The organism is Pantoea sp. B270 (assembly GCF_018726825.1).
GTDB classification, from domain to species: domain Bacteria; phylum Pseudomonadota; class Gammaproteobacteria; order Enterobacterales; family Enterobacteriaceae; genus Pantoea; species Pantoea dispersa.
In genome coordinates, this window is the sequence record NZ_JAHCSX010000001.1 from 2385080 (window position 1) to 2411119 (window position 26040).

The following is a 26040-nucleotide window of genomic DNA, read 5'->3' on the forward strand; positions in this document are numbered from 1 at the left end:
TTCTCTTCTCCTTACACCAGGCCCGACAGCGTCAGCAGCAGGTCGATCGCTTTAATGCCAATAAACGGCACCACTAAACCGCCTACGCCATAAATCCACAGATTGCGCCGCAGCAGCGCCGCCGCGCTCATCGGCCGATAGCTCACGCCTTTCAGCGCCAGCGGAATCAAAAACACAATTACCAGCGCGTTAAAGATCACCGCCGACAGAATCGCCGAGGCCGGTGAATGCAGCGCCATCACGTTCAGCATATTGAGCTGCGGATAGGTCACGGCAAACGCCGCCGGGATGATGGCGAAGTATTTCGCCACATCGTTGGCGATACTGAAGGTGGTAAGCGAACCGCGCGTCATCAGCATCTGTTTGCCGATGTGCACCACTTCCAGCAGTTTGGTCGGGTTTGAGTCAAGATCGACCATGTTGCCCGCCTCTTTCGCCGCCTGGGTACCGGAGTTCATCGCCACCGCCACGTCGGCCTGCGCCAGCGCGGGCGCATCGTTGGTGCCGTCGCCGGTCATCGCCACCAGGCGCCCTTCCGCCTGATACTGACGAATCAGCGCCAGCTTGGCTTCCGGCGTCGCTTCCGACAGGAAGTCATCGACACCGGCTTCTGCCGCAATCGCCGCGGCGGTTAACGGGTTATCACCGGTGATCATCACCGTTTTGATGCCCATCTTGCGTAGCTCGGCGAAACGTTCCTTGATGCCGCCTTTAACGATGTCCTTCAACGCCACCACGCCCAGCACCTGCGCGCCTTCGGCCACCACCAGCGGCGTACCGCCGGCGCGCGCCACCTCTTCCACCCGGGCATTAACCTCAGCCGGGAAGCTGCCGTGGCTGGCTTCGATATGACGGCGTACCGCGTCGACCGCGCCTTTGCGGATCAGGCGATCCTGTACGTTGACGCCGCTCATGCGCGTCTGCGCGGAGAACGGGATAAAGCTGGCGCCCATGCTGCTGAGATCGCGTTCGCGCAGGTTAAATTTCTGCTTCGCCAGTACCACGATGCTGCGCCCTTCCGGCGTCTCATCGGCCAGCGATGCCAGCTGCGCCGCATCGGCCAGCTGCTGCTCGCTGACGCCCGGCGCGGGCAGGAACTGCGTTGCCTGGCGGTTACCGAGCGTGATGGTGCCGGTTTTGTCCAGCATCAGCACATCGACGTCACCGGCAGCCTCCACGGCGCGCCCGCTGGTGGCGATCACGTTGGCTCCCAGCATGCGGCTCATGCCCGCCACGCCAATCGCCGACAGCAGTCCGCCGATGGTGGTGGGAATCAGGCACACCAGCAGCGCCACCAGCACCGTCACGCTAACCGGCGTGCCGCCCCAGGCGGAAAACGGCCACAGCGTGGCGGTCGCCAGCAGGAACACGATGGTTAGCGACACCAGCAGGATGGTCAGGGCGATTTCGTTGGGCGTTTTGCGACGTTTCGCGCCTTCCACCATGGCGATCATGCGGTCGAGAAAGGTTTCGCCCGGATTGACGCTGCACTGAATCACCAGCCAGTCCGACAGGATGCGCGTCCCGCCGGTCACCGAGGCAAAATCCCCGCCGGATTCACGAATCACCGGTGCCGATTCGCCGGTGATGGCGCTCTCATCCACTGACGCGCCGCCCTCCAGCACTTCACCGTCGCACGGGATAATGTCCCCGGCTTCCACCAGCACCACATCGCCTTTGCGCAGCGTATCGGCCGCCACCGGCCGCCACTGCGCACCATGAAACGGTTCCGCCAGTTTCTTCGCATCGCTGTGCTTGTTCACCCCTTTCAGGCTGTTGGCCTGCGCCTTGCTGCGCCCTTCCGCCAGCGCCTCGGCGAAGTTAGCGAACAGCACGGTAAACCATAGCCAGATGGCGACCGCCGCGGTAAAGCCGGCGCTGCCGTTCAGCTGACCCGCCGCCATACCGATGGCCAGCAGCGAGGTGAGCACGCTGCCGATCCACACCAGAAACATCACCGGGTTGCGAAACTGTACGCGCGGATCGAGTTTTTTCACCGCATCCAGCATCGCGGTGCGCGTCAGCGCCGCATCAAACAGCGCCAGTTGTTGACGACTCATGATTCCGTTATCCCTGAATAAGTTGCAGATGTTCCGCCACCGGGCCAAGCGCCAGCGCGGGAACGAAGGTCAGCGCACCCACCAGCAGCACGGTGCCCACCAGCAGTGCGATAAACAGCGGGCCGTGAGTCGGCAGCGTGCCGTTGCCCACCGGCTGAATTTTCTTCGCCGCCAGCGAACCGGCAATGGCCAGCACCGGAATGATGATGCCGAAGCGGCCGACCAGCATGCAGAAGCCCAGCAGCAGGTTCCAGAACGGGGTGTTGGCGCTGAGACCGGCGAAGGCGCTGCCGTTGTTGTTGGCCGCCGACGACACCGCATACAACACCTCGCTGAAGCCGTGAATGCCAGGGTTGGCCATACCGGCGCGTCCGGCTTCGGTCATCATCGCCAGCGCAGTACCCAGCAGCACCAGCGTCGGCGTCACCAGAATCGCCAGCGCGGTCATTTTCATCTCCCACACATCGATCTTTTTGCCCATGTACTCCGGCGTACGGCCAATCATCAGACCGGCGATAAACACCCCAAGCAGCACGAACAGCAGCATGCCGTACAAGCCGGCACCGACGCCGCCAAACACCACTTCGCCCAGCTGCATCAGCCACATCGGCACCATGCCGCCCAGCGCAGTGAAGGAGTCATGCATGGCGTTAACCGCACCGCACGACGCCGCGGTGGTGATCACCGCAAACAGGCTGGAGTTGAGAATGCCGAAGCGTGTTTCCTTGCCTTCCATGTTGATCGCGCTGTCGGCACCCAGGGCCAGAAAGTGTGGATTGCCGCGCAGCTCAGCCCACATCACCGCGACCACTGCCAGCACAAACATGATGCTCATCGCCCACAGCAGCATATGGCCCTGACGGCGATCGCCCAGCTGCTGACCAAAGGCAAAACACAGCGCGGCCGGGATCAGGAAGATGCTCAGCATCTGCACAAAGTTGGTCAGTGCCGTCGGGTTTTCGAACGGATGCGCCGAGTTGGCGTTGAAGAAACCGCCGCCGTTGGTGCCGAGCATTTTGATCGCTTCCTGCGAGGCCACCGGCCCGAGCGGCAGCGTTTGCTGCGCGCCTTCCAGCGTGGTGAAGGCATGATAGGGTTCAAAGTTCTGAATGCTGCCCTGGCTGACAAAAAACAGTGCCATCAGCAGGCTAATCGGCAGCAGCACGTAGACGGTGATGCGCGTCAGGTCGCGCCAGGCGTTGCCGAGCGTTTCCAGCGAACGGTTGGCAAAACCGCGCATCAGCGCAAACGCCACCGCAATACCGGTTGCCGCCGAGAGGAAGTTTTGCACCGTTAAGCCCGCCATCTGGCTGAAGTAACTCAGCGTGCTCTCGCCCGCGTACGCCTGCCAGTTAGTGTTGGTGACAAAACTGATCGCCGTATTGAGCGCCAGATCCCAGCTCAGGCCAGGCAGATGCTGAGGATTGAGCGGCAGCGCGCCCTGCCCCATCAGCATCGCCAGCAGCAGCACAAAGCCGAGCGCGTTAAACAGCAGAATGGCCAGCAGATAGTGCGGCCAGCGCATCGCCGCGCCTTCAACGCCGGCCAGACGCCACAGCACACGTTCACTGCGCGCCAGCAGGGGCTTATCCGCCACCATCAGCGCCAGCAAGCGGCCCAGCGGCTGCGCCAGCACCATCAGCACCAGCAGATAGCACGCAATCAGTAAAAACGCATTCGCCGCCATCAGAATGCCTCCGCATTAAGCAGGGCATAAATCAGGTAGCCCAGTAATAAAAATACCAGCACGATGCCGGCTATCACGCCCACACTCACAGCAACCTCCAGAGGATTTGGTAGTGCAGCAAGCATGCGCGGCGCGGCATAAAGAAGGGGTAAAAAGGCGCAGAGCGGGCGTAAAGAAAGTATAAAAACGCGGGCAGATCAGGCGCTTTCCAGCGCCCAGATGCGGTTCAGGTCAACGTTGTGCCACAAGCCGCTGTCCTCAGCGCCGGTGATGGTATCGGTGCAGAAGCTATCGCCGAGGTCCAGCGCTTCCGGCTTTACCTCGCGCTGCGAATGCAGCGACCAGAACACATGCACTTTGGGCTTCAGCAGCGATTTTTCTCCGGCCTGCACCACCAGCGCCACGCGCCCGGAGGCCAGCCGTACCAGCGAGCCCACCGGATAAATACCGATGGTGCGCACAAACGCGTGCAGCAGCGCACTGTCAAAGTGGCCGCGCCAGCTCAGCATATTGTGCATCGCCTCCGCCGGCGTCCAGCCTTTGCGATACGGGCGATCGGAGGTCACCGCGTCGTAGACGTCACACACCGCCGCCATGCGTGCGTACAGCGAGATCTCCTCGCCCTGCAGCCGATGCGGATAGCCGCTGCCATCGAATTTTTCATGGTGATGCAGCGCAATATCCAGCAAATCTTCATCCGCATGGGCTTCCATCAGCATTTGCGCACCGACGATTGGATGCTGGCGCATAATCGTAAACTCTTCGTCGGTGAGCTTATCCGGCTTGTTGAGGATGGTCAGCGGCACCGCGGCTTTACCGACGTCATGCAGCAATCCGCCCATGCCCACGCGACGCAGCTGCTGCTCATCCAGCCCCATTTTCTTGCCCAGCGAAATCATCAGACCGCACACCGCCATGGAGTGCAGGTAAGTGTAATCGTCATGATTTTTCAGCCGCGCCACGCTGAGCAGTGCGGTCGGCTCGCGGGTAATCGATCCGGCAATTTCATCGACCAGCTCAAGGGTAAAGGCAAGATCGAGGCCCTGCCCCATGCGCGCCTCGTTGAACATCGCCAGCACCTGCGGCTTGCCCTGATTGAAGATGCACTGCGCCTGATCCATCTCGCGGAAAAACGGCGTCTGCGGAATGTCTTTTTTCGGCTGCGGCGTGGCAGGCGCGCGCACCGACCGCTCGGGATCGATCCATACCTGCTGGATCCCCTCGTTACGGATCAGGGCGATCTGACGCTTATCGGTGATCAGCATCTGGTTGCGAATGCGTTTGTCCTTGATCCACCAGACCTCAAGCTTGTGGATAAACATGCCTGGCCGCAGCTCGTCAACGGTAATCAGCTTTATCACGATATCGCTCCTTAATATCAGTGGATGGTAAGGAGTGATATCGGCAGCTGAGCAAAAAATCTTCAGGGCGGCGTGACTGGTCGGGTCAGGCAGGAACGTTTAAGCATTGCGCAATAAATTGCGCCGCTACCGCGCAGTGCATTAAGCCACTTTAATGCCAGCCTTTTGCGCCGTTTTCTCTTCTGTGGCAACGGCAGCGTTGTGCCGATCGCCTACGCGTTCAATCGGGCCCATCACCAGCAGGAACAGCAGTGCCGCGACGACACAGTGCGCGCCGACGAACACCAGGCCAATGCTGTAGCTGCCGGTCAGGCCAACGATCACGCCAAACAACAGCGGCGTAATAAAGCCCGCCATGTTACCGATGCCGTTGAAGATCGCGCCGGCGAGGCCAACCGCTTCTTTGGGTGCCGTATCGCTGACCACGGTCCAGGTGCCCGCGCCCGCCGCCACGCCTTTGCCGAAGAAGGCAAACGACATGATGGCGATAATGCCGGCGTTGGAAGGGATCACCGCCGCCAGAATCAGCGAGGCGGCCATCAGCATGCCAACGATGTACGGCGTTTTGCGCGCCCACGACAGGCTCCAGCCGCGCGCCAGCAGCTTATCTGAGATGTAGCCACCGCTGATGCCGCCCAGAAAGCCAAACAGCGCCGGTGCAATGGTGGCGAAACCGGCATCCAGAATGTTCATGCCGCGCGCCTGCACCAGATAGATCGGGAACCAGGTAATGAAGAAGTAGCTAAGCGCGATGGTGCAATACTGGCCGAGGTAGGCGCACCACAGCATGCGGTTGGTGAGCAATGTTTTGAACATCGCTTTGCTGACCGGCGGCCGTGCGCGCAGCGTTTGCGCGGCGTCGATATCCACCAGCGCGCCGCCCTGTTCAATGTAATGCAACTCGCTGGCGGAAACGTGCGGATGCTGACGCGGGCTGCGCATATAGCCCGCCCAGACAAACACCGCCAGCACGCCGATGCCGCCGAGCACAAAGAATGGCCATTCCCAGCCATAACGCGACACCAGCCAGCCGGAGAGCGGTGAGAATATCGCCACGGCAAAGTATTGTGCTGAGGCAAACAGCGACGATGCGCGTCCGCGCTCTGCGCCCGGGAACCACATGATGACTGCGCGGGCGTTGGCGGGAAAGCTCGGCGCCTCAATCAGGCCCAGCGCGAAGCGCAGTGCAAACATCAGCGTCAGCGCCATGGTCATGCCACTGGAAAACTCACCGACAAATCCCATCAGCAGGGTCGAAACCGACCACAGCGCCAGCGTCACGCCGTAAACCTTTTTGGTGCCGAAGCGATCGAGAATCAATCCGCCGGGGATCTGGCCGATGACATACGCCCAGCTGAAGGCCGAAAGGATCAGGCCGAGCTGGATCGCCGACAGGCCAAACTCCTGTTTGATCGCCGAGCCGGAGATCGACAGGATCGAGCGATCGGCATAAGCGACCACTGACAGGAACAGAATCAGGCAAAGGATCCAGATACGCACATGGCTGTTCTGGCTGCGGTTTTTGCGTTGCAACATAGGCTGAATTCCTTGATGGAGGAGCATCCTGCCCCGAAGCGATGATGGTCAGGAATACCGCGCAGATTTCCCTGTTCAGCAACTATAGGAAGCCAGTGTTGCTCTGGTCATTGTGCGAATGAAGGAATCCGCGCGGCGAAACGGCGCGGGTTTTGGTCGCTGACACAAAGCCGGGTGCGGTAGCGCACAAAATCTTTAATCCGTGCTGGCTTTCGCCGCGGAATGTGCGCCAGCGCTGAGAAAAGAGTTTGCGCGATCACTATGAGCAGGCAAAGCATCCATGCGCGTCGGGCAAATTGTGCGCTGCACAGCAAATTACCACGCAGCAGATTGCCAGCTCTGCTGCCGGCTCGTAGGCTGAAAATGATTTCATTGAGCCATTTTCAACACCAATGAAAAATTTATTCTAATAAACAGCTTACTCTGGAGTCTGCGATGAAAACCCTCAAGGCGATACTGTTACTTGGCCTGCTGACCAGTTCAGCCTCCGCGCTGGCGGAGAAGATTGGCGTGTCGATGGCCTATTTTGACCAGAACTTCCTTACCATTATTCGTCATGCCATCGATAAAGAAGCCAAAGCGCGCGGACTGGATGCCCAGTTTGAAGATGCGCGCGGCGACGTTGGCCGCCAGACCGACCAGGTGCAGAGTTTTATCAGCGCCGGCGTGGATGCCATCATCGTCGATCCGGTGGATTCTGCCAGCACACCACAGCTGACCAGACTGGCGCAGCAGGCGAAAATTCCGCTGGTGTACGTCAACCGCACGCCAGGCGATAAAACCCTACCGCCCGGCGTGGTGTTTGTCGGTTCGGACGAACGCGAATCCGGCACGCTGCAAATGGAGGCGCTGGCTAAACTGGCGAATTATAAAGGTAACGTGGCGATCATGATCGGCAACCTGACCGATGCCGGCGCGCTGCAGCGCACCAAAGATGTCGAGCAGGTGGTGGCGAAATACCCGGGCATGAAAGTGGTACAGAAGCAGCCAGCAAATTATGCGCGCAACGAAGGCATGGACCTGATGCTCAACTGGATTGGCAACGGTGAAGCGATCGATATCGTCGCGGCCAATAACGATGAGATGGCGATTGGCGCGGCAATGGCGCTGGCAAAGAGCAATAAAAAGATTCTGGTGGGCGGCATCGACGCCACGCCGGACGGCCTGAAGGCTCTGGCGCAGGATAAGATGCAGGTGACGGTGTTTCAGGACGCCATCGGTCAGGGCAAAACCTCGGTAGACGTGGCGCAGAAGCTGATTAAAGGCGAGAAAGTGGCTTCACACGTGTGGATCCCGTTCGAGCTGGTGACCAAAGAGAATATGCAAAAGTACGTCGAGCGCAGCCAGTAGCAGACGGACACTGCCGGGGCGCGATTATGGCGAGCTGAGTTGCCTGGTGCGCATCAATGCGCACCCTACAGATATTCTGTGAACACTGTAGGGGCGCCATTTATGGCAACCTGGATTGCCTGGTGCGCATCAATGCGCACCCTACGGGTAGCCTGTGAAATTGCAGGGGCGCCATTTATGGCGACCTGGGTTGCCTGGTGCGCATGAATGCGCACCCTACAGATATTCTGTGAACACTGTAGGGGCGCCATTTATGGCGACCTGGGTTGCCTGGTGCGCATCAATGCGCACCCTACAGATATTCTGTGAACACTGTAGGGGCGCCATTTATGGCGACCTGGTTACCGGGCGCCCTGGTTCCAGAGCGACGCAACCATTACTCGCGCAGTATCGCCATGACGATGATGTCGTGGTACTCGCCCTCGCGCAGGCAGGCTTTGCGCTTCACGCCTTCCTGCTCAAAGCCCAGGCGCTGATACAGACGCAGCGCGCGCTGATTGTCGTGAAACACTTCCAGCTCAACGCGGATCACGCCCAGCCAGTTAAAAGCATAGTCGATACCGGTGCAGATCAGCCGCTCGCCGATGCCACGACCGCTAAACGCCGGATCGACGCCAATACCAAAACTGATGCTGTGACGCGTACGCGGCCGCTGTTCGGTAAACAGCGTCAGCTCGCCCACCATCTGTCCGTCGATTTCCGCCACAAAACCGATATAACCTTCGCTGTCCATACGCTCGAATTTTTTCTGCCAGGTGGCGACGCTGGGAAACGGCAGCTGCGTGGTCCAGCGATACACCTCGGGATGACTGTATAAACGTTGATAGGCGGCGGCATCGCCCGGTTCGCGTCCGCGAATCTGCAAATCCATGTCGATAATCCCTGTTCAGTTGCACTAAGCTGTTAACTCTCACCGATCGGAAAGAGTGGCCTTATGTTGTATCGTCGTTTTGAACGTTTTATCAATATTTTTCAGGATGCCCCCACCGATTCCCCACCCGCCAGCGTGTGGCCGTTTTACCTCTATTATCTGCGTCAGGTGTGGCCAAGTTTTGTCGCGCTGCTGATTGTCGGGCTGGCGCAGGCGCTGATCGAAGTGGCGCTGTTTAGCTATCTCAGCCGTATTATCGATCTGGTCAATCACACCACGCCCGCAACGCTGTTCAGCGATAACTGGCCGATTCTGCTGTGGATGGCGGCGGTGGCGCTGGTGCTGCGGCCGGTGGTGATCGCACTGCATGATATGCTGGTGCATCAAAGCATTAACCCCAGCATGACCAGCATGATTCGCTGGCAGCATCACAACTATGTGCTGCGGCAGAGCCTCAATTTCTTCCAGAACGATTTTGCCGGCCGTATCGCCCAGCGCATCATGCAAACCGGTAACTCGCTGCGTGACTCGGCGGTCCAGCTGGTGGATGCCATCTGGCACGTGGTGATTTACGCCGTGACCTCACTGGTGCTGTTCGCGGAAGCCGACTGGCGCCTGATGATTCCGCTGATCATCTGGATTGTGGCGTACAGTTTGTCGCTGCGCTTCTTTGTGCCGCGCGTTAAGCAGCGCTCGGTGGTGTCATCCGAGGCGCGCTCGAAGCTGATGGGCACCATCGTTGACGGTTACACCAACATCGCTACCCTGAAACTGTTTGCCCATAACGATCTGGAAAAACGCTACGCGCGCGACGCCATTCAGGAGCAGACCGACAAAACCCAGCAGGCCAGCCGCATGGTGACCAGCATGGATATCACGCTGTCGACGCTCAATGGCCTGCTGATTGTCAGCACCTCCGGCCTCGCGCTGTGGCTGTGGAGCCAGTCGCTGATCAGCGTAGGCGCCATCGCGCTGGCCACCGGGCTGGTGATTCGCCTGGTGAACATGTCCGGCTGGATCATGTGGGTGGTGAACGGCATCTTCGAAAACATCGGCATGGTGCAGGATGGCCTGAACACCATTGCGCAACCGCTCAGCGTGCAGGATGCGCCGCAGGCGAAAAAGCTGCAGGTGACGCGCGGCCAGATCCGCTTTGAGGATGTGCGTTTTGACTATGGCGGCGGCCGCCAGGTGATTAACCGCCTGAATCTCAACATCAAGCCTGGCGAGAAAATCGGTCTGATTGGCCCGTCCGGCGCCGGTAAATCGACCCTCGTGAACCTGCTGCTGCGGCTGTATGACATCAACGGCGGGCGCATTCTGATTGACGATCAGGACATCGCGCAGGTCACACAGGCGAGCCTGCGCAGTCAGATTGGCATGATCACCCAGGATACGTCGCTGCTGCACCGCTCGATTCGCGAAAACCTGCTGTACGGTCGTCCGGATGCCAGCGAAGCCGAGCTGCAGACGGCGATTGTGCGCGCCCGCGCCGACGAGTTTATCCCGCTGCTCTCCGATCCGCAGGGCCGTACCGGGCTGGATGCGCACGTCGGCGAGCGCGGCGTCAAACTCTCTGGCGGCCAGCGCCAGCGTATTGCCATCGCCCGCGTGCTGCTGAAAGATGCGCCGGTTCTGATCATGGATGAAGCCACGTCGGCGCTCGACTCTGAAGTGGAAGCGGCGATTCAGGAGAGCCTGGAGACGCTGATGCAGGGCAAAACGGTGATCGCCATCGCCCATCGCCTGTCGACCATCGCGAAAATGGACCGGCTGGTGGTGCTGGAGAACGGCGGCATTGTTGAGATGGGTAACCATCGCGAACTGCTGGCGCACGGCGGGCTGTACGCGCGTCTGTGGCAGCATCAGACCGGCGGATTTGTCGGCGTCGATTAATCACCGCGCCGGTAAGGCAGGGCGTCGCGCGCTTCCTGAGCCCAGGCGCGCACCCCTGCCCGCTCCTGCTGCAGAAAATCCCCGACCGCATCACGCAGCCCCGGATGGCACAGATAGTGCCAGGAATGGGTGAGTTGCGGTTCAAAGCCGCGCACCAGCTTGTGCTCGCCCTGCGCACCGGCATCAAAGCGCTGCAGCCCTTCAGCGATGGCGAAATCCATGCCCTGGTAGAAACAGGTCTCGAAGTGCAGCCGGTCAAACTCCGCCAGACAGCCCCAGTAGCGGCCATACAGCGTGTCGTCATCCACCAGACAGAAGGCCATGGCGGCGGGCTGCTGCTGTAGCGTGGCGATCACCACGCGAATCGCCTGCGGCATCCGCTCCGCCAGCAGGCTGAAGAAGGAGCGCGTCAGATAGGGACGCTGGCCGCGCACCGCGTAGGTGTTGGCGTAGCAGGTATACACAAAATCCCACTGTTCTTCACGCAGCTCATCGCCACGATACCAGTTAAACGCAAAGCCGCTGCTGGCCACCTGTTCGCGCTCTTTGCGCAGCTGCTTGCGTTTGCGCGACATCAGCGTGTCGAGAAAGTCGTGAAAATCGCGGTAGCCGCGATTGTGCCAGTGATACTGCACGCCGAGGCGCGCCAGCCAGTCCGGCTGGGTTGCCAGCAGCGCGTTGGCGTGCGGCGTGGTGAAGTTGATATGCGCCCCGCTTAAGCCGTGCCGCTGCAACGCATCGGGCAGCGCTTCCAGCATCGGGATGATGGCCGTCTCGTCGCCCAGCAGACGCGCACCGGTCACCGGGCTGAACGGAATGGCGCCGAGCCATTTGGGGTAATAGGCGATGCCGGCACGCTGGCAGGCATCGGCCCACGCGTGATCGAACACATATTCGCCCCACGAATTGCGTTTACGGTAGCCCGGCAGCGCCGCCCGCAGCCTGCCGTCTTCGCGCCACAGCAGATGATCCGGCTGCCAGCCGTTTTCCGCGCGCACGCTGCCACTCTCTTCCAGCGCGAGCAGGAAGGCGTGACGCAAAAAAGGCTGATTGTCAGGTAACAGCGCATCCCATTCGGCAGCGGTGATCTCCGCCAGCGATGACAGGTGAAGCAAAGGCATTGGTGGCTCCCGGCCAGCTTAAGGCGAATGCCTAGTTCAGCAGGTTTTGCCGCCGTGCGAAAGGTGCGGCGCACTGAATGTAAAGCGGATCGTTGCGCCATGCTGCGCACATTGCTGCCGCGGCCCGTGCCACGATTTTTCACGTCGCCTGTGTATACTCACCCTTTTCTCTTGCAGGAAATGCCATGGATCGTCTTGATTGTGATCGCATGTTTGTCGCCGTACTCGAAGTCGGCAGTTTTGCCGGTGCCGCCGCCCGGCTCGGCACCAGCAGCGGCCAGGCGTCAAAGCTGGTGTCGCGTCTGGAGCAGCAGCTTGGCGTGCAGCTGTTCAAGCGCAGCACACGGGCGCTGTCGCCCACCGAGATCGGCCGCGCCTATTATGAGCGGGTGAAAACCCTGCTGGAGGCGTTCGACGCGCTGGATGCCACGGTGCAGGAAAATGCCCGCTCACCCACCGGTCGCCTGAAGATTAGCGCACCCGGCACCTTCGGCACCGCGGTGCTGGCCAGCGTGCTGGTGGCGTTCGCGCGTCACTATCCGCTGATTGAGCTGGACGTCAACTTCTCCGACCGCGCCGTGAATATCGTCGATGAAGGCTTCGATATGGCGATCCGCATCGGCAAGCTGGACGACAGCAGCCTGATTGCGCGCCGTCTGGGCGAGGTGCCAATTCGCCTCGCCGCCGCGCCCGGCTATCTGCTGCAGCACGGCACGCCGCAGCACTGGCGCGATCTGGCGACGCATCAGTGCATCAGCGACACCAACTTTCGCGATCCGTGGCACTGGCCGTTCGTCACGCCGTGCGGCGACAGCGTCAGCATGCCGATTCGCGGCCGCCTGTGCTTCTCCAATACCGAAGCCTGCCTGCAGGCGGCGCTGGCCGGCCTCGGCATTGCGCGTCTGCCCGGTTTTATCGCTGCACCGGCGCTGCAGCGAGGCGAAATCGTCACGCTGCTGGAGGACTTTGCGCCGCCAGCCATGGGCCTGTTTGCCCTGTATCCGCCCGCGCGCCATCTGGCGCAGAAAACCCGCCTGCTGATCGACTTTCTGGCCGAGCACTTCCGCCTGCATCCGCCCGGCTGATTCCTTCCATTATGGAAACAATCAAAGCCGTTTTGCCCGGATTATCAGCATAACGGCAGCACGGTAAGCTGCTGACATCACTTCAGAGGAGCAGAGCGATGTTGGTAAACGGTAAGTGGAGCGCAGAGTGGCATCCGGTTCAGGCCACCGATAAACAGGGTGGCTTTGTACGCCAGACTTCCAGCTTTCGTCACTGGATTAGCGCCGATGGCAGCAGCGAATTTGCCGCCGAGCCGGATCGCTATCATCTGTACGTCGCGCTGATCTGCCCGTGGGCCTCGCGCACGCTCATTGCACGCAGCCTGAAAGGGCTGGAGCAGATTGTCAGCGTGTCGGTGGTTGAGCCGCAGCTTGGCGCGCAGGGCTGGCGCTTCGGCGATTATCCCGGTACCGATCGCGACCCGCTGAACAACGCTGAGTATCTCCACCAGCTGTATACCCGCGCCGACGCCGACTTTACCGGGCGCGCGACCGTGCCGGTGCTGTGGGATAAAAAAACACAGACCATCGTTAACAATGAGTCGGCGGATATTCTGCGCATGTTCAACAGCGGCTTTGGCGAGCTGGCTGACAACCGGCTCGATCTCTACCCTGAGGATCTGCGGCCGGAGATCGACGCGCTGAACGCAACGATCTATCCGCGACTTAATAACGGCGTTTATCGCACCGGTTTCGCCACCACCCAGGTGAGCTATCAGCAGGCGTTTAATGAGGTATTTGAGCAGCTGGATGAGCTGGAGCAACGGCTGAAAGATGGCCGCACTTTTCTGCTGGGTGAACGACTGACCGAGGCCGATATCCGCCTGTTTGTGACCCTGATACGCTTTGACGTCGCCTATCACGGCCTGTTCAAATGCAACCTGCGCCGCCTGCGCGATTACCCGCTGCTCGATCGTTATCTGAAGAGTGTGCTGGCGGTCTCCGGCGTGCGGCAAACGGTGAATATCGACCACATCAAACAGGGCTATTATTCGATTAAAGCGCTGAATCCCAACGGCATCGTGCCGGCGGGACCGGATATGGCGGACTACGGTTTTTAAGGAGCAGGACAATGGCAAAAGCGTTAGTGGTGTTTTTACATGGCGTCGGCAGTAATGGCGCGGATTTGGCGGTGCTGGGGCAACACTGGTCAGCGCTGCTGCCCGACGTGGCATTTGCCGCGCCCGATGCGCCCTTTCCCTTTGAGCACGCCATGGGCTATCAGTGGTTCAGCCTGACCGGCATCACGCCGGAAAACCGTCCGGCACGCGTACGGGCTGCGCGCGACGCCTTTGACGCCACGCTGCAGCAGCTGATGGCGCAGCACGCGATGGCCGGCGCGTGGCAAAAGGTGATTCTGGTGGGATTCTCGCAGGGCTCGATCATGGCGCTGGATGCGCTGGCCTCCGGACGCTATCCGCTGGCTGGTGTGGTGGCCTTCTCCGGTCGCCTGGCCTTTGACGAGGCGCTCACGCCGCCGCCGCATGCCTCCGCGCTGCTGATTCACGGCAAAGCCGATGAGGTCATCCCATTCAGCGAAACCTCTCCGCCGCGCAGCGCCTGCAGAGCGCGGGCGTCGCGGTCACCGCACAGTATGAACCCGCCACCGGTCACACCATTTCCAGCCACGGCGCGATGCAGGCAGCGGCCTACATCGCCCAGTGCCTGCAGGATTAAGGCCAGTAGCGCTGCAGCGCCTGCCACGCCTGACGCGCGGCCGCTTCCGGCGGCTGTGCTTTGAGGCGATCGTTAAACACTTCGATGCCCACCGGACCGCGATAGCCTGCGCTTTTCAGCTTATCGACAAAGCGTTCCACTTCAATGATGCCGTCGCCGGGCAGTAAGCGCTGATGGCGCGCATAGTCGCTCAGCGCCTGCTTTTCCTGCGGTGGCATCTGCGCCATATCGCACAGCTGCACTTCATAAATGCGGTCGGCCGGAATGCCGTCGAGCTGAGAGGCATCGCCACCGCGTGCGCAGATGTGGAACAGATCGACCACCAGCCCGATATTGGGCTGATCCAGCCGCTGCAAACGCTGCCACGCCAGCGGCAGCGTATTGTCGACGCTGCACCACGCCATCGGTTCATACATGATGCGCATGTTATAGCGCGCGGCTTCCGAGGCCAGCCAGCGCAGATCTTCATCAATGCGCTCCGCAACGCAGTCTTCGCGCGTGGTTGCCGGCGCCTGAATGGTATCGCAGCCCAGCGATTGCGCGACGCGAATGAAATCACGCAGTTCGGCGCGCTTTTGCAGCCGTTCGCTGTCCGGCGCGCCGGTAAAGTCACGCAGCACCTGCAGATTGGTAAAGCCCAGGTTTAGCTGCGCGGCCAGCGCCGCCGTATGCTCAGTAACCTCTTCCCGCCACATTTCAACCTGATCGAACCCGGCGGCACGCGCCGCCTGCAGCTTATGCGCCGATTCACCGTTTAACAGCACCAGGTTAAGGAATTTCGGGTTTGCAGACATCAACAGCTCCTTAATCGTCCGGATAAAGCGGTGACAGAGGCTGTGCGCCACCCGCACAGCATCCTGATCAGTATCCCCCTCTTAAGGGTGATTTCAAGCGTGTCGTTTAGCCCAGCAGATTCACCACGGCGAAACCGGCAAAGGTCATCAGCAATGAACCGATGACATGCACCATCACGCTCGACATTGCCCACAGGTATTTTCCTGATTGTAGCAACACCACGATCTCGGCCGAGAAGGTCGAAAACGTCGTCAGCCCGCCGCACAGGCCGGTGACGATCAGCAGTTTCCATACGGGATCGATGTGCGGATTGCGCACAAACCACGCCATCGCCGCGCCAATAATAAAGCCACCGACCAGATTAACGATCAGCGTACCTGGCGGCAGGTTGGGGAATAACGTATTGAAACGCAAAGAGATAAGCCAGCGCAGCGTGCAACCGATGGCACCACCGATCATGACCGCGAACAGCGACTTCAGCATAGTCTGGAGCTCCTGAATTGAGATACGCGCAGGGCCGCGGCAGGACAGAAACTACACCTGACACACCGCCGTCTCCCGCGCAGGGATAAGCAAGTTGTCAGGCGTCATCAGCCGTCTGTAACCAGAGGGCGGTTGGGTAAGGTGGCACGCCATCACCTCAGAGGCACGATAATACGCTGGCGCGGCGGAGGTGACAATATTCACCTGCCGTCAGCGTATCGTCGGGAACGATTATGTTTTACCGTGGCAGACATCATCAGCAAGGAGATTCCGATGCGTACCCTGATTTTTGATACTGATATCGGCGTGGATGACGCCTTTGCGCTGGCGTATGCGGCGCGCACGCAGCGGCTACTGGGCATCACCACGGTGTTTGGTAATGTCGCGGTTGGCCAGGCGGTAAAAAACGCCCGGCTGTTCTGTGCAAAGATGAACATCAGCGCGCCGGTGTATCGTGGCTGTTCGCGTCCGCTGGCGCTGGCCCCTTCCGCACCGGCCACCCTGCACGGCGCAGACGGTCTCGGCGATGCCTACGATAACCCGTATAGCGATGTCGCCGACAGCGCGGTGCAGTTCATCATCGACAGCGTACGCGCGCAGCCGCACGCGATTACCCTGGTGGCAATCGGGCCGCTGACCAATATCGCCTGCGCCATCAACCAGGCGCCAGACATCATTCCGCTGGTGAAAGAGCTGGTGATCATGGGCGGCGCGTTTGGCACCGACGGCCACGCCGGCAACGTGACGCCGTTCGCCGAGTTCAATATCTGGAAAGATCCGCATGCCGCCGATCAGGTGCTGGCCTCGGCGCTGCCGGTGGTGATGCTGCCGCTGGATGTGACGCACAAGGTGCTGATCAGCGGAGAGGAAGTGCGCCAGCTGAATCAGCCGGTGTTGAGTGCCATCTGCCGGCCTTATCTGGCTTACAGCCTGCAAAAAGAGGGGTTTGATGGCATGGCGCTGCACGATACCCTGACGCTGTCATGGCTGGCGCTGCCGCAGGCGTTCAGCGTGACAACAGCGCCGGTGCGCGTGGTGACCGAAGGCATCAGCCGCGGCCAGACGCTGCAGCGCGTGAGCACTCTCGCCTCGCGCGACGATCCGTTCGCCGGCCTGCGCGCCCAGCGGTTGTGTCTGGGCGTCGATGCCGAGGCGGTACGGCAACATTTTTTTGCCACGCTGCGCGCCTGACACTCTCTCTAGCGGGCGAAATGGATGACGCCTTTGATCAGCTCAGGGTTGTTGATCACCCCGGGCTCAAAAGTCTCGGCCAGCGTCGAGAAGTCGTAATGGCGGTTGAGCATCATATCGGCCCGCAGCTGACCGCTGGCCATCAGGGTGCGCACCTTGTCGAAGTCTTCCCGCGTGGCGTTGCGGCTGCCCAGCAGCGTGGTCTCCTTTTTGTGAAACTCGGTGTCAGGGATCACCAGATCGCCTTTGTGCAGGCCGACAAACACGATGGTGCCGCCGTGACGAATCAGCTGCACGGCGCTGTTCATCGCCGCCGGACTGCCGGTGGCGTCAATCACTTTCGCGGCCAGCCGCCCGCCAAACTCTGCACGCAGCGCGGCGATAAAATCATCGGCCAGCGGATCGATCGTCGCCAGCTGCAACTGCTGCGCAACGTGCGCGCGCCGCTGAGCGCTGGTATCGGCCACCACCACCTGTGCACCGGCTGCGGCGGCAATCGCCGCGACGCCCAGGCCAATCGGTCCGGCTCCGACCACCAGCACCTGCTCATCGGCGACCAGCGCCGCGCGTCGCACCGCATGGGCGCTGATGGCAAAGGGCTCGATCAGTGCCGCTGCTTCAGGCGCCACATCGTCAACCGCCAGCAAATTCGTGTCCGGCACGCTGAGAAACTCGCAAAAACCGCCGTCCTGATGCACGCCAATCACTGAAATCTGTTCACAGCAGTTGGTTTTGCCGCTTAAGCAGGCGTCGCAACGCTGACAGGCCACGTAAGGAATCAGCGCCACGCGCTGCCCTGGCTGAAATCCCTGCGCCGCCGCGCCCAGCGCCACCACTTCACCGCACAGCTCATGACCGAGCACGCGCGGATAGGAGAAAAACGGCTGATTGCCAGCCCAGGCGTGAATATCGGTGCCGCAAATGCCGGCGGCAATCGGTTTAATCAGGACTTCGTGCGCGGCAGGCGTCGGTACGCTGCGCTGCTGCCACACCATGCTGCGCGGTTCGGCGACCACCAGCGTTTTCATGTTCGTCATCGTTTCCTCCTGGGCTGTTCACGCAGTTATGGCGAAAATCGACCGCGGCGGGAGGTTGCGCTGTACGAAGTGTGAGTCAGCGCGATTTTTTTGGGCTTTGTGTGGTTTTTAATGCATAAAAAACCGGAGGGCCGTATGAGCCGAAGCCAGAATCTGCGCCAGAACGTCATCAATCAAATGCTGGAAGCTATTGCCCGCCGCCATGTGCGCTCGCCGCTGCCCCCGCAGGCAGCGCTGGCCGAGATGTTTAATATCAGCCGCACCACGGTGCGCCACACGCTGCAGCATCTGCATCAGCGCGGCGTGCTGGAAAAAGTGGCTGAGACCTACGTGATCGTGCGCGATCCCTGCGAGGAGGATGGGTTTAGCGTACTCAGCCCACCGATCGACCAACAGGCGGTGCAGTTTGAGCAGGCGTTTTTTAACCTGATTAACCAGCGTTTGCTGATGCCAGGCGACAGTTTCACCGAACTGCAGCTGGCGCAGCAGGTGCGGGTCAGCCCGGTAGTGGTGCGCGAGTTCCTGCTGCGCTTTATGCGCTATAACCTGCTGGAACCGGTTAAACGTGGCCACTGGCGGATGAAGAAATTCGATCAGGAGTACGCCGAAAAGCTGTTTGAACTGCGCGAAATGCTGGAAACGCACGCGCTGACCCGCTTTCTTAACCTCGCCGCCGGTGATGAACGCTGGGTGCAGGCGCGCGATCTGCTGGATCGTCATCGCGCGCTGCGCGACACCATCGCCAGCAACTACCGCCAGTTTGCCGCGCTGGATAAAGAGATGCATACGCTGATTCTCTCCGCCGCCAACAATCCGTTTTTCAACCAGTCACTGGAAATTATCTCTGTGATTTTTCACTCGCATTATCAGTGGGATGAAAGCGACCTGAAACAACGCAACATCGTCGCGCTGGAGGAGCATATGGCGATTCTCACCGCGCTCATCAGCCGCCAGGATGTGGACGCGCTGTGCGCGCTGCATGCGCATCTCAGAACCGCCAAACACTCAATGATCCGCTCTATCCGGCAGTACAATTAAAAACCGATTAAAAACCACAAAGCATAAGCGCCCGCACGAATCAGAAACATGTTTGCAACATCTCCCGCGGTTTACTTCTAGTCTCGAAGGCAGCCCCTTAGGGCAGCCCGTTTCGCTGCCGCAGGAACCCCAAGACTGATAACGATAAGTACCCGAACCTGGGAGGTTGCAATGGAAAATACATCAACGCGCGGCGGCACCACCGCGCCAGCACCCGAGCACGCCGGACAGGATTATGTGCCGGCGCGCGCCGATGTGGTGCGCTCTCCGCGCATCCGTAAGATTCAAATCACCGCCATGCTGTTGCTGCTGTTCGCCGCCATCATCAACTACCTTGACCGCAGCTCGCTGTCGGTAGCCAACATGACCATCCGCGAGGAGCTGGGTTTATCGGCCACCGAGATTGGCGTGCTGCTGTCAGCGTTTTCGCTGGCCTACGGTTTAGCCCAGCTGCCGTGCGGCGCGCTGCTCGATCGCAAAGGCCCGCGCATTATGCTGGCCATCGGCATGTTCTTCTGGTCACTGTTCCAGGCGGCGGCCGGGCTGGTGCATAACTTCACGCAGTTTGTGCTGGTGCGCATCGGGCTGGGCATTGGCGAAGCGCCGATGAACCCGTGCGGCGTGAAGGTGATCAACGACTGGTTCAACATCAAAGATCGCGGTATGCCGATGGGGATGTTTAACGCGGCGTCGATGATTGGTCTCTCGGTGGCACCGCCGATTCTGGCGGCGATGATGCTGGTGATGGGCTGGCGCGGCATGTTTGTCACCATCGGCGTGCTGGGCATGTTTCTCGCCATTGGCTGGTATCTCACCTATCGCGACCGGGATAACAACAAGCTGAGCGGTGAAGAGATTCACTATCTGCAGGCGGGCAGCGTGGCGTCACGCAAAGAGCCGCTGAGTTTCGCCGAGTGGCGTGGGCTGTTTAAGCAGCGCACCATGTGGGGCATGATGATTGGCTTCAGCGGCATCAACTATACCGCGTGGCTGTACATCGCCTGGCTGCCGGGCTATCTGCAGTCGACCTATCATCTGGATCTGAAAAGCACCGGCCTGCTGGCCGCCATTCCTTTCCTGTTCGGCGCGGCAGGCATGCTGCTCAACGGTTACGTGGTGGATGCGCTGGTGCGTCGCGGTTTTGACGCGGTGAAAGTGCGTAAAGTGTCGATTGTCAGCGGCATGCTGCTCTCCGCGGCCTTTACCACCTTCGTGACGCGCGCCACCGACACCACCAGCGCGGTAACGCTGATTGGTATGGCGCTGTTCTGCATTCACTTTGCCGGTACCTCATGCTGGGGCCTGATCCACGCTAACGTCACGGCGCGCATGACGGCGTCAGTCGGCAGTATCCAGAACTTTGCCAGCTTCGTTTTCGCCTCTTTTGCGCCAGTAATTACCGGCTGGGTGCTGGATACCACCAAATCGTTCAGCCTCGCGCTGATGATATGTGCTGGCGTCACGGTGGTCGGCGCGCTGGCTTACCTGCTGCTGGTCAGAAAACCGATCACCGATGGGGTGTAACACCAGGGTTTCTGCTTAATGCTCTTCTCCGGGTGCGCAGGTTATGCGCACCCTTTCTTCATCCGCCCGCCACACCTATTCCAGCCGCCGCGTTATCGCCTGATTCTGCATCTGATCAGATAAATTAAACTGCATGATGGCAATTACTATCCAGCACTATTAAGCCCGAAATAAGGAAAATATACTGCTAAACACGCCGGTAATAGTTATTATTTTAAGACAAAACTCAAAGACGAATATTATAAATCACCATCCTCAGCGCATTATTATCCATTAATGCATTAACGAAGGTTAATTAATTAGCCACAGTAAACTTTTGTGGATTAGATCAAAGTTTGACCGGATAATTTAACTTACCGTTCAGTCACTATTAATGTTCAGGTATGAGCGTGGTGACCAAATGGATTTACAACGCAAGGCCCTTTTTATCTCTTTTGATGCCGTGGCATTATCGGGTATTACGGTAGAAGCCACTAAAATTGCCGTTCGTTTACGCGAGCAGGGAATCACCTCCTTTCTTGATATCGGCTACGACATAAAAATTGACAAGGGAAACTTCGGACGCCCCTATTCCGAAAATGAAATCAATTCGCTGAAGCATCATTTTACATTAGTCCGGCATGATGAAATCCGTCAGGTGGAAGGTTATAACCCGGCCTTCCTGCAATATATTCATGACGTGCTGATTAACCATAGCCAGAAGCTGGATGCCGCCGCAGAAAAAATCCTGGTGCAGCAGACAGAAAAGATGGCACAGGCGGTGGCAAACGCGCTGTGCGCAAAATGGCAGGCGCTGGACATCAATTATTTAATCATTGAGAACGGGACGCTGCCGGATAATATTATTTTTACCCGCGCGCTCTATCTGGCGATTGCGCAATACGGCGCCGCAAAACAGCTCGGCCGGTTTGTGTTGTGGCGCGACCATGACCTGATGTGGAACAGCGAATCCACCTCATCGCGCTACGGCAACGCGCCCTGGCCACATGCCGTCAGGCCGCAGCCCTCGCCGCATATCACCTACGTCACGCTGAACCAGGCACTGGCCTCACAGCTGGCGGCCTGGTGCGAACATCAGGTCGAAATCGAGGTGATGCGTAATACCTATCCTTTTGACCCGAGCCATCCGCGCAAAGATTTACGCCGCCAGTTTGGGTTGCTGCCACAGGATAAGGTGATTGCCCGCACCACGCGGATTATTCCGGCTAAGCGGCTCGATCGCGATATTCACCTGTTGCATGCGCTGAACAGTGAACTTATTGCGCAGCATCAGCCGCAGCGCGTTTATTTAATGGTCGCCGGCGATCCGCTGGAAGACAGCGTGCATTATCACGCATTGAAGCAGTTAATTAGCCGGTTCCAGCTGGAGCGTTACGTCATCTTTTTTGGCGCGTTAAATCACGACTTTATGGAGCGTAATCCACAGGCCACCACCATTCAGGATCTTTATCACGCCTGCGATGTGGTGTCGTTTTTAACCGCATGGGATTACGACAGCTACGGTAATCCGATTGGCGAAGCGATTAGCCATCAGCGCTGCTATATCGCCACCCGCTATGAATATTATCACGAGGTATATGGCCAGTACGGTTTTGAAGGCGAACTGATGGCAATTTCCGCCAGCCATGATGGCCTTCCCGATGCCGATTTTATTCAGCGCGTCAGTGCCTTGTTACAGGATGACGCGCGCCGCGACGCCATCGCCACGCGCAATTATCAGAAAGGAAAATCCCTGCTGTCGGATCACATCTTCCGGCAGATATTTAATGTGTAGTTAAGGAGTGACTATGGATAACCGTTGTTTTATTTCTGTCGTGCTGCCGGTTTATAACGAGGCAGCACGTATTAACGCGGTGCTGGAATCAATATTGCAGCAGCGTTCACCCGGCGGATTGTTTAATTTTGATAATCTGGAAGTGATCATGGTGGATAATAATTCCACCGATAATTCGGTCGCGCTGATTGAAGCCTTTGCCGCGCAGCATCCGCAGCTGACGATTCATCAGCTGCAGGAGACGGTGCAGGGCGTCTCTTCGGCGCGGAAAAAAGGCATGGATTTCGCCTCACAGCGCGCCGGTCTGCGCGACGAGGCCAGCGGTTTTCAGCGCAAACATTACATTCTCTCTGCCGATGCGGACTGCACCGTTGATGCACTGTGGATCGACGAACTGGTCGGCACCATGATTGCGCAAAACGGCGATCTGGGCACCTGTAACTACTACTACGAAACCGCGGATTTCCACGAGCGCCCGCGGCTGTATGCGGAGATTGATAAAACGCTGCGCTGCCGCCACGCTTCCTTCTCCCTGTTTGGCGGCTTTCCGGACGGCAAAGGCTTTGGCGTCGAAAAGCAGCTGTACGACGAAGTGGGCGGCATTGAGATTTTTTATCAGCTGAAAAACGGTGAGTTTGTCGAGCATCTGTCAGACGACTGGGATTTTGGCATCAAGGTGATCGCGGCCGGCGGCAAACCGGTGTATGCGCCCAACTCCCGCGTGCAGATCAACAGCCGCCGGGTGGATAACCTGCTGCACGAAGTAATTGAAGGCGTGGCCTACGGCCATAACGGCATCATCATCATGAAAGATGTGCGACCCACGCTCACCGCGCTGACGCCGTTCACCGATGTCAGCGCAGAGCAGGCGCAGCAGGCGTGGCATTACTCGATTAAAGATTACGTGCCAAAAAATCTGGTGCTGCCGGTGTTGCTGAATCCGTCGCTGCTGCGCGACGATGCCGCGGTGATTGATTTCTTCACGCCAGAGGTGGCTGAACGCCTGTTCGCCCGCATTCACAGCATGATGCTGGAGATGAGCGTGACCGATTTCCTGCCGATTCACAGCTACAAAACCCCGGCGTTTCGCCTCTATTTTGAATTCCGCCATGAGCTGTTTGCCGCGCTGCGTCGTGCCGTCGGCGCAGAGATTGGCGAGCCACCGCCGCTGCCGGCCTGCTTTGCCCGGGTGACGGAAAATGATTTCGCCCGCTTTGTCTGGTATTACTGCGAAGATCGCGAATCCGGTGAGGCGCATAACTACTTTGCAAACGGCGGGGTGTTCTGATGCGTGCTGCCTGGCTGCAATCCCTGCAGGATATCGATCGTCACTATCCTCGCCCGGCCATATGCGAGGTGCTTAGCCGGCCGGAAAACGCCGATTTGCTGGAATACGTGGTGCATGATCCTTTTGGCTGCCATGTATTTCCCGGTGATATTGACGATTTCCCGCTGCCGAATTTTTTCCGCGCCATGCAGCACAGCCTGAGCCATGCGCCGCAAATTCATCTGTGGGCGTATATCCCTACCTGCCGCTACAAGTGCCACTTTTGCCAGTTTCCTACGGTGATTGTAAATCCGCAGTCGCCGCGCGCACCTGAGCTGTTCCGCGATATCGTCGATCGCAACATTCAGGAGGCGAAACTGTGGCTGGCGCAGCTGCCGGCACTGGGTGAAGTGCCGGTGGGTGAGTTCAACCTGTTCGGCGGCACGCCCTCGCTGCTGCCACCGGATGAGCTGCGGCGCTTAATGGATTTTTACCGCAACCATTTCAACTTCCGCGAGGCCACGCTGCGCTTCGAAGGCGAGCCCGGCACGCTGACGCGCGAATTCCTCGCGCAGTTGCGCGAACTGGGCTTCAGCAAACTGTCGTTTGGCGCGCAGTCATTCTCAGACCGCCTGATCAAAGGCTGTGGTCGCCTGCATAGCGCGGATGCCTGCTACAAGGTGATTCGTGATGCGCGCGAGCTGGGCTTCGCCCTGGTCAGCGTCGACCTGATGTATGGCCTGCTGGGACAAACGGTGGACGACGTGCGTGACGATCTGCAGCAGGCGCGCGCGCTTGACCTGTCGCATCTGGTGTTCACCAAGCTGCACATGAAGCCGTTCGCCGAGAGCCGCACCGGTGTGTCGGCGGAGGGAGAAAATGCCTGGCAGCGTAAGAATGCGGCGATGCCCAGTCTGGGTCAGCAGTATCAGATGCGCGCGCTGGCCGAGCAGTGGCTGGATGGCGATTACCTTGAACATCCCACCATGTATTTCCACCATCGCAGCGCACCGCCGGAGAAGTGGAAAGCGATCATTACCGATCTCGACCAGCAGGCACCGGAAGTGGCGATTGGCCTTGGCGGCAGCTCCAAATGTGCCGGCGCGGAGCTGATTAACCTGACCGACTACGCCGATTATCAGCGCGCACTGGATAACGGTGAGTTGCCGATCGCCTCAGTGCGCGGCATGTCGCCGGATCAGCAGGCCATCAACGGCTGCAAGATGGCGCTGTCAACGCTGATTCCGCTCGACGACGTGCTGTTTCAGCAGAAGTTTGGCGTCAGCCTGTTTGCCCAGCCGACCATCGCCCGTGCGCTGCGTGAGTTGCAGCAGCGCGAGTTAGTGCACAGCGATGGCCGCTACGTCACGCTCACCCCCGCCGGCCGCGTGCTGGTAGAAGCCATCATCAATACCCAGTTCGACTAAACCGCCCTTACCTCTCAACGGCACGCGACGGCGTGCCTGGAGCCTGTTATGTCCCAGTCTGTTTATAGCTTTTTTTATATCGCCATCGACACCGAAGCGGGCGTCACCGCTGAACAGTTTGAAACCTTCGTGCGTGAAAAAGGCGTGCATCTGCCCTGCTATCCCGGCTGGCGCTGGACGCTGTTTCGCGGTCTGCGCGGCGAGCGCGTCGATCAATACCTGATGCTGTTTGAAATGAAAGATGCGGCACAGCGCGCGCGCTTTATGCAGGATGACGGTGAACTTACCGCCGAGGCAGAGCACTTCTGGCATCTGCATCCCGACGCGGACGCGCTGCTCAGCGAGTGGCGCCAGCTGGCAACCTTCGCGCGGCGCCCGACAATTTTCACCCATTTCGATCTGCTGGCAGAGAATCCTCACAGTACGCTGCCGGGCGGCCCGCGCTTTGATGCCCGCAGCGGCACCGCGCGCATTCTCGGTACCCACTATCTGGCGCTGCGACCGGGCGTGCAGCCGCAGGAATTTGAGCAATTCATCGCGCAGAATGCCGCGCGCATCGTTGATTATCCCGGCTGGAAGTTTCATCTGCTGAAAGGCCACAGCGGCAACCGGCTGGACGGCTATGTGGTGATGATGGAGATTGAGAGTGAAGCGGCGCTGAATGTGTTTTATCCGCAGCCTGATATCGCCACCGCCAGCGCGGCTGACTTTGCGCGCGCGCACCGGGATACCAAACAGATGTATGAAGAGTGGAAGCAACTGGCGTCCTTTTCCGGTTCGCCGCAGCTGTATACCGATTATCTCGCCGTGGCGGAATGCGGCACGCTGAAGTGAGTGCAGGCGGCGCGTTCTGCTCATTGCTGAAACGCGCCGCCGGTTTT

Annotated in this window: 21 protein-coding genes, 1 pseudogene and 1 riboswitch; of the genes and pseudogenes, 12 read left to right on the forward strand and 10 right to left on the reverse strand. The window is 59.3% G+C overall.

Translation table 11 applies throughout. From position 1 onward, the window contains the following. Positions 1-11: 11 nt before the first annotated feature. The 5 genes from kdpB to KOL70_RS11495 all read right to left on the reverse strand — a co-directional run bounded on the left by kdpB (position 12) and on the right by KOL70_RS11495 (position 6644). The gene (gene kdpB / locus KOL70_RS11475; RefSeq protein ID WP_021507877.1) at positions 12-2060 is read right to left on the reverse strand and encodes a potassium-transporting ATPase subunit KdpB; all 2049 of its coding nucleotides are present in this window, start codon (positions 2058-2060) and stop codon (positions 12-14) included. A gap of 7 nt (positions 2061-2067) precedes the next feature. Beyond that, a complete protein-coding gene (kdpA, locus tag KOL70_RS11480; protein WP_215480680.1) occupies positions 2068-3747 on the reverse strand; it encodes a potassium-transporting ATPase subunit KdpA in 1680 nt (559 codons plus the stop codon). Beyond that, positions 3747-3836: a K(+)-transporting ATPase subunit F gene (gene kdpF / locus KOL70_RS11485; protein ID WP_021507879.1), complete on the reverse strand. Its 90-nt coding sequence runs from the start codon at positions 3834-3836 to the stop codon at positions 3747-3749. Before kdpF ends, kdpA begins: the two co-directional genes overlap by 1 nt. A gap of 108 nt (positions 3837-3944) precedes the next feature. Beyond that, positions 3945-5108 (reverse strand): HD-GYP domain-containing protein, encoded by a 1164-nt coding sequence (locus KOL70_RS11490; protein ID WP_021507880.1) that lies wholly within the window; start codon positions 5106-5108, stop codon positions 3945-3947. Between the two features lie 141 nt (positions 5109-5249). Continuing rightward, complete coding sequence (locus KOL70_RS11495; protein ID WP_104094189.1) at positions 5250-6644, reverse strand: MFS transporter; 1395 nt, start codon at positions 6642-6644, stop codon at positions 5250-5252. Between the two features lie 435 nt (positions 6645-7079). On the opposite strand from KOL70_RS11495, the gene KOL70_RS11500 reads away from it, so the two are divergent. Further along, positions 7080-7994: a sugar ABC transporter substrate-binding protein gene (locus tag KOL70_RS11500; RefSeq protein WP_021507882.1), complete on the forward strand. Its 915-nt coding sequence runs from the start codon at positions 7080-7082 to the stop codon at positions 7992-7994. A gap of 376 nt (positions 7995-8370) precedes the next feature. On the opposite strand, the gene KOL70_RS11505 is transcribed toward KOL70_RS11500, so the two are convergent. Then, positions 8371-8865 carry a GNAT family N-acetyltransferase gene (locus tag KOL70_RS11505; RefSeq protein WP_215480681.1) on the reverse strand — a complete coding sequence of 165 codons (495 nt, stop codon included), beginning with the start codon at positions 8863-8865 and terminating at the stop codon, positions 8371-8373. 63 nt (positions 8866-8928) lie between these two features. Between KOL70_RS11505 and KOL70_RS11510 the strand changes: the two genes are divergently transcribed. Next, positions 8929-10761, forward strand: coding sequence for an ABC transporter ATP-binding protein (locus KOL70_RS11510; protein ID WP_215480682.1), 1833 nt, complete (start codon positions 8929-8931; stop codon positions 10759-10761). Here KOL70_RS11510 and KOL70_RS11515 read toward each other — a convergent pair. Beyond that, a complete protein-coding gene (locus tag KOL70_RS11515; RefSeq protein ID WP_215480683.1) occupies positions 10758-11882 on the reverse strand; it encodes a GNAT family N-acetyltransferase in 1125 nt (374 codons plus the stop codon). The two genes, KOL70_RS11510 and KOL70_RS11515, sit on opposite strands and share 4 nt — an antisense overlap. Positions 11883-12067: 185 nt before the next feature. Between KOL70_RS11515 and KOL70_RS11520 the strand changes: the two genes are divergently transcribed. The 3 genes and pseudogenes from KOL70_RS11520 to KOL70_RS11530 all read left to right on the forward strand — a co-directional run bounded on the left by KOL70_RS11520 (position 12068) and on the right by KOL70_RS11530 (position 14623). Beyond that, positions 12068-12967, forward strand: a complete 900-nt coding sequence (locus KOL70_RS11520; RefSeq protein WP_058759361.1) for a LysR family transcriptional regulator — start codon at positions 12068-12070, stop codon at positions 12965-12967. A 98-nt stretch (positions 12968-13065) separates the two neighbouring features. After that, entirely contained in the window at positions 13066-14007 is a 942-nt protein-coding gene (locus tag KOL70_RS11525; protein WP_104189760.1) for a glutathione S-transferase family protein, read from the forward strand. Positions 14008-14018: 11 nt separating this feature from the next. Further along, positions 14019-14623: pseudogene (locus KOL70_RS11530) on the forward strand (alpha/beta hydrolase). Here KOL70_RS11530 and KOL70_RS11535 read toward each other — a convergent pair. Both KOL70_RS11535 and crcB read right to left on the reverse strand, forming a co-directional pair. Continuing rightward, positions 14620-15417: a sugar phosphate isomerase/epimerase gene (locus KOL70_RS11535; protein ID WP_058775150.1), complete on the reverse strand. Its 798-nt coding sequence runs from the start codon at positions 15415-15417 to the stop codon at positions 14620-14622. The pseudogene KOL70_RS11530 and the gene KOL70_RS11535 sit on opposite strands and share 4 nt — an antisense overlap. 106 nt (positions 15418-15523) lie before the next feature. Next, positions 15524-15901: a fluoride efflux transporter CrcB gene (gene crcB / locus KOL70_RS11540; RefSeq protein WP_021507890.1), complete on the reverse strand. Its 378-nt coding sequence runs from the start codon at positions 15899-15901 to the stop codon at positions 15524-15526. Positions 15902-15992: 91 nt separating this feature from the next. Then, positions 15993-16067, reverse strand: a riboswitch (Fluoride riboswitch). 107 nt (positions 16068-16174) lie between these two features. On the opposite strand from crcB, the gene KOL70_RS11545 reads away from it, so the two are divergent. Further along, positions 16175-17092 carry a nucleoside hydrolase gene (locus KOL70_RS11545; RefSeq protein ID WP_215480684.1) on the forward strand — a complete coding sequence of 306 codons (918 nt, stop codon included), beginning with the start codon at positions 16175-16177 and terminating at the stop codon, positions 17090-17092. Positions 17093-17100: 8 nt separating this feature from the next. Here KOL70_RS11545 and KOL70_RS11550 read toward each other — a convergent pair whose 3' ends face one another. Then, a complete protein-coding gene (locus KOL70_RS11550; protein ID WP_150059613.1) occupies positions 17101-18129 on the reverse strand; it encodes a zinc-binding alcohol dehydrogenase family protein in 1029 nt (342 codons plus the stop codon). A 135-nt stretch (positions 18130-18264) separates the two neighbouring features. On the opposite strand from KOL70_RS11550, the gene KOL70_RS11555 reads away from it, so the two are divergent. From KOL70_RS11555 to KOL70_RS11580, 6 genes are all read left to right on the forward strand, one after another. Then, a complete protein-coding gene (locus tag KOL70_RS11555) occupies positions 18265-19167 on the forward strand; it encodes a GntR family transcriptional regulator (protein ID WP_021507893.1) in 903 nt (300 codons plus the stop codon). 171 nt (positions 19168-19338) lie between these two features. Continuing rightward, positions 19339-20691: an MFS transporter gene (locus tag KOL70_RS11560; protein ID WP_021507894.1), complete on the forward strand. Its 1353-nt coding sequence runs from the start codon at positions 19339-19341 to the stop codon at positions 20689-20691. Between the two features lie 400 nt (positions 20692-21091). Continuing rightward, positions 21092-22465 (forward strand): glycosyltransferase, encoded by a 1374-nt coding sequence (locus KOL70_RS11565; RefSeq protein ID WP_215480685.1) that lies wholly within the window; start codon positions 21092-21094, stop codon positions 22463-22465. Between the two features lie 13 nt (positions 22466-22478). After that, a complete protein-coding gene (locus tag KOL70_RS11570; protein ID WP_215480686.1) occupies positions 22479-23753 on the forward strand; it encodes a glycosyltransferase in 1275 nt (424 codons plus the stop codon). Beyond that, a complete protein-coding gene (locus tag KOL70_RS11575; RefSeq protein ID WP_021507897.1) occupies positions 23753-25159 on the forward strand; it encodes a radical SAM protein in 1407 nt (468 codons plus the stop codon). The genes KOL70_RS11570 and KOL70_RS11575 overlap by 1 nt, the downstream gene beginning before the upstream one ends. A gap of 48 nt (positions 25160-25207) precedes the next feature. Continuing rightward, a complete protein-coding gene (locus tag KOL70_RS11580; RefSeq protein WP_058759370.1) occupies positions 25208-25993 on the forward strand; it encodes a hypothetical protein in 786 nt (261 codons plus the stop codon). Positions 25994-26040: the final 47 nt, after the last annotated feature.

Bases quoted from the DNA above. Each gene is read 5' to 3' on its own strand.
- kdpB (WP_021507877.1), bottom strand. From the start codon at position 2,060: ATGAGTCGTCAACAACTGGCGCTGTTTGATGCGGCGCTGACGCGCACC.
- kdpA (WP_215480680.1), bottom strand. From the start codon at position 3,747: ATGGCGGCGAATGCGTTTTTACTGATTGCGTGCTATCTGCTGGTGCTG.
- KOL70_RS11495 (WP_104094189.1), bottom strand. From the start codon at position 6,644: ATGTTGCAACGCAAAAACCGCAGCCAGAACAGCCATGTGCGTATCTGG.
- KOL70_RS11500 (WP_021507882.1), top strand. From the start codon at position 7,080: ATGAAAACCCTCAAGGCGATACTGTTACTTGGCCTGCTGACCAGTTCA.
- KOL70_RS11505 (WP_215480681.1), bottom strand. From the start codon at position 8,865: ATGGATTTGCAGATTCGCGGACGCGAACCGGGCGATGCCGCCGCCTAT.
- KOL70_RS11510 (WP_215480682.1), top strand. From the start codon at position 8,929: ATGTTGTATCGTCGTTTTGAACGTTTTATCAATATTTTTCAGGATGCC.
- KOL70_RS11515 (WP_215480683.1), bottom strand. From the start codon at position 11,882: ATGCCTTTGCTTCACCTGTCATCGCTGGCGGAGATCACCGCTGCCGAA.
- KOL70_RS11520 (WP_058759361.1), top strand. From the start codon at position 12,068: ATGGATCGTCTTGATTGTGATCGCATGTTTGTCGCCGTACTCGAAGTC.
- KOL70_RS11525 (WP_104189760.1), top strand. From the start codon at position 13,066: ATGTTGGTAAACGGTAAGTGGAGCGCAGAGTGGCATCCGGTTCAGGCC.
- KOL70_RS11535 (WP_058775150.1), bottom strand. From the start codon at position 15,417: ATGTCTGCAAACCCGAAATTCCTTAACCTGGTGCTGTTAAACGGTGAA.
- crcB (WP_021507890.1), bottom strand. From the start codon at position 15,901: ATGCTGAAGTCGCTGTTCGCGGTCATGATCGGTGGTGCCATCGGTTGC.
- KOL70_RS11545 (WP_215480684.1), top strand. From the start codon at position 16,175: ATGCGTACCCTGATTTTTGATACTGATATCGGCGTGGATGACGCCTTT.
- KOL70_RS11550 (WP_150059613.1), bottom strand. From the start codon at position 18,129: ATGACGAACATGAAAACGCTGGTGGTCGCCGAACCGCGCAGCATGGTG.
- KOL70_RS11555 (WP_021507893.1), top strand. From the start codon at position 18,265: ATGAGCCGAAGCCAGAATCTGCGCCAGAACGTCATCAATCAAATGCTG.
- KOL70_RS11560 (WP_021507894.1), top strand. From the start codon at position 19,339: ATGGAAAATACATCAACGCGCGGCGGCACCACCGCGCCAGCACCCGAG.
- KOL70_RS11565 (WP_215480685.1), top strand. From the start codon at position 21,092: ATGGATTTACAACGCAAGGCCCTTTTTATCTCTTTTGATGCCGTGGCA.
- KOL70_RS11570 (WP_215480686.1), top strand. From the start codon at position 22,479: ATGGATAACCGTTGTTTTATTTCTGTCGTGCTGCCGGTTTATAACGAG.
- KOL70_RS11575 (WP_021507897.1), top strand. From the start codon at position 23,753: ATGCGTGCTGCCTGGCTGCAATCCCTGCAGGATATCGATCGTCACTAT.
- KOL70_RS11580 (WP_058759370.1), top strand. From the start codon at position 25,208: ATGTCCCAGTCTGTTTATAGCTTTTTTTATATCGCCATCGACACCGAA.